Origin of the sequence: Ligilactobacillus sp., from assembly GCF_036846325.1 — a bacterium.
Lineage (GTDB): Bacteria > Bacillota > Bacilli > Lactobacillales > Lactobacillaceae > Ligilactobacillus.
On sequence record NZ_DAIUCE010000145.1, the window covers coordinates 1 to 3,253 of the forward strand.

General features: G+C 47.3%; 2 protein-coding genes. Both read right to left on the minus strand.

Translation table 11 applies throughout. The features are described 5' to 3' along the window. On the minus strand, positions 1 to 1,242 hold a 1,242-nt coding region (locus V7Z60_RS09460), incomplete at its 3' end, for a DUF2207 domain-containing protein (RefSeq protein ID WP_334117566.1). A 41-nt stretch (positions 1,243 to 1,283) separates the two neighbouring features. Further along, positions 1,284 to 3,077 carry a DUF2207 domain-containing protein gene (locus V7Z60_RS09465; protein WP_334117567.1) on the minus strand — a complete coding sequence of 598 codons (1,794 nt, stop codon included), beginning with the start codon at positions 3,075 to 3,077 and terminating at the stop codon, positions 1,284 to 1,286. Positions 3,078 to 3,253 lie beyond the last annotated feature (176 nt).

Sequence of the window (3,253 nt, forward strand, 5' to 3'; positions counted from 1 at the left end):
GGCGTTCTTCATTGACTTATAGTCGGTGTTCACTCTGGTTTCAGTATGGGAACACCAGCTTTCAAACTTATCGTAGAGCCTTTCAGAATTTTCATGATCCCTGCCGTATTTTTTCAACTGTTTCATCGTGTAGCTCTGTCCGTCTCCAACCTTTTCAAACAAAAACTCGTCCAGATCACCATCGTTAAAATCGTTGCGATGCTTTTTGGAAAATTTCCAGTCTCCTTTTCCGGCCGGCTCGATCAAGATCCGCTTCTGACCGGCAAGATCCATCAGATGCGCCGTGTATGTCCTGGAATTCGGCTGACTGCCCTTGTCCAGGACATATGCCTGTTCAGGCGGCATTTTCGGAATTTCGTATGAGCGGACATAGTTTCTGAGTTTCCTTGTCCTTTCGCCAGGACCGGCCAATGCCGTCACTGGAATTGCCAGACTCAGGACAAAAACGACTCCAAAGGCAAGGTAACTGAAGAAACGTTCTTTTCTACGCTTTTCATTTGCGATTCTCGCCAGTTTCCTTTCTCTTCTTTCAGCCTCTTCCCTGTACGTGACGTTTTTCACGTTCGGACAGTCAGATGTCACGCTCGTCGGAAACAGCAGATGCGTTTCAACGAATGTTCTGGCAGAATTATGTTCAAGCGTCATCACAACCCGGCCTTGATTCCGGTCAACTTTGGTCTCCCCGCTAAGATTGCCGTGCCCGTAAGCCTTAAGGTCGGGAACCGGTCTTTCCGGCAGATTGATCGTTATCTGAACATCAGACAACGGCTTCTCCCATCCCCTGCCGATGACCTTCCAGTTGAGCTCTGCCGTATCCCTGTAATTCGTAATCAGCTCTCTGATTGTATAGCGATAGACAAAGGTCGCCGTCCCGCCGTCCATCGCGTGATAAATCTTCATGCGGACCCTGTCGCTTCCCCTTTCAATCGAAAGGGTGTTGTTCTTCCCGCTGTTTTCAACGGGCAGATCAACCGGTTTGTCATCACCGGCGATTTCCGCTCCGATATCTTCCACACCCTTGATTCCCTTCAGATCCTGATCGTAGTAGACACCGTGAAATTTTCCGTCAAATGCGTACGTTACCGCCTGAACGACCTTGACGTCACCGTTTTTCTGCACGTCGGCACTTATCCTGACCCTTTCTATCCTGTAATCCCTGTCGCTGGCAAATGCAGTTCCTGTCCCGAACAACATGCAGCACAGTGCTGACAAAAAAATCAGCCACAAGCCTTTCTTCTTCAAATCAATTCCCCCCAGGAACAAAACCTTTTAATGTTTGGATGTTAGAAGGCGCCACCGCCGGATCCACCGCCGACACCACCGGAACTTCCTCCCGAAAAGCCGCCGGATCCGCCACTGGCAGATGAACTGACTGATGACAGCGCTGATGAAAACGATTCGGAAAATCCTCTTCCGAAATCCGATCCGGACATGACGAAGACATAGTTCGGTCCCCACGCATCTTCGATGGCCTTTTCGCCAAATTCGAATTTCAGTGCGGCAATGACGCGGTCGGCCAGATCAAATGCGACCGCATACGGCAGAATCTGTTCCCACAGGATAATGTCGCCGACTTCCTTGAGGTCAAATTTTCCGATGTCCTTCAGCATCTTCTTGAAGCAGCGAATCTGATAGCGGAGTTTTCGTCCTCCTGTCGTATATTTGTCATGCGTTCTGCAATAGTAAACGTATGCTGCCCAAACGACCGTATCAAGCAACATCAGCAATCCTGCCTCTTTCAAGGACACGAATGACGTTTCAAAAACGGCAGCCATAATCGTCAGAAACGAGATTACGACGGCACAAATGCCAAATGTAATGCCATAGGCGTAATTCCTCTTGTCTTTATAATTCAGCTCCCCGGCCTGGTCCTTGGTTGTCCTTGCCCAGCTTTCAAAATACTGATTCAAGCGCTTTGAAGCCTTGGATCGTCTGCATTTCTTCTTCATCTCCTTGATTGAAAATGAAGTTCCGTCACCGATTCTGGTAAAAAGATAGTCAAGAAATGTTGACTCATCAAGCAGTTTCTCATCCTTCAGGAAGATGCGATAATCTTTTTTGCCTTCATCAGACTTGACGATTTCAAGGCGCCGTTCTCCTGCAAGTCGCATCAGATAAGCCGAAAATGTCTGAGAAGTCGGGCTGACGTCCTTGTCGATCACATAAGCGACCTCCGGCGTAACGGAAGGAATCTCATATGAATGAACATACTTTCCTTCCGGCCTGGTCCTGTTGCCCGGAGAAACGAAAACCGCCAGGATAATGTAGGCGACTCCCAGAACGACAACAAATGCCACAAACAGGCTCTTCAGGCGACGCCTTTGCTCCCTTTTCCTGTTGGCTTCCCTTGCAAGCCCGGCCTCTCGTTTTTGAATTCTCCCTTTCGCATTCTTGAAGACATAATTGTAGCTGTAAGGAACGATATCCTTTGGAAAAATCATATGCGTTTCGACAAAAGTATTTGATGGATTGCGGTCAAGCGTCATGATTACGCGGCCGTTCTTCCTGTCCACTTTCGTCTGTCCGTCGAGAGGTCCGTGAGTCCATGCCTGTAGCTTGTCGATGTTCTTTTTGGGAAGGCTGATCGTGATTCTGACATTATGCAGCGAATGATCCCATCCGGTTCCGATGACCTTCCAGTTCAATTCTGCCGTATCGTTATAGCAGATGACCATCTGCTTCAGCGTATAGCAATACGTAAACACTGCCTTGTCATCCGAAATTTTGTGATACAGTTTCAATTTAAAATTCTGAGCATTGTTCTCAACGATTCCATACGTGTTGTCTGCACCGGAATTATCTTCTTCCAGTTCTATCGTCCTGCCGTTCTGGGTCACTTGTGCGGAAACGTCCCTGATGCCTTTGATCCCCTTCATGTCCTGGTTATAGTAGACACCGTGAAAATCCCCGTCAAAGTCGTAGGCAACGTCCTGTCTGACCCTGGCGTCACCATTGTCCAGGATGTCAACGTTGACGTCATACCTTGTAATTTCATAGTCATCATCTGCCCTGGCGCTGGCAAATCCCAACATCCAGAAGCAAATCACGCTGAAAAAAATAAGCCGTAGTTTTTTCATTAATACTCCTCTTTTCAAACACCCATTTGCAATACCTATAATGGAATTATCTCATATTTTCATGCTGCTTTCTATCTTTTTGTCAGAAATAGGTGATTAACGCTCTGAATTTCCCTGAAAACAAAAAAACCCGGGAATATTTCCCGGGAAATAATTGTTTTTGGCAAATTTCAATT

Bases quoted from the DNA above. Each gene is read 5' to 3' on its own strand.
- V7Z60_RS09465 (WP_334117567.1), bottom strand. From the start codon at position 3,077: ATGAAAAAACTACGGCTTATTTTTTTCAGCGTGATTTGCTTCTGGATG.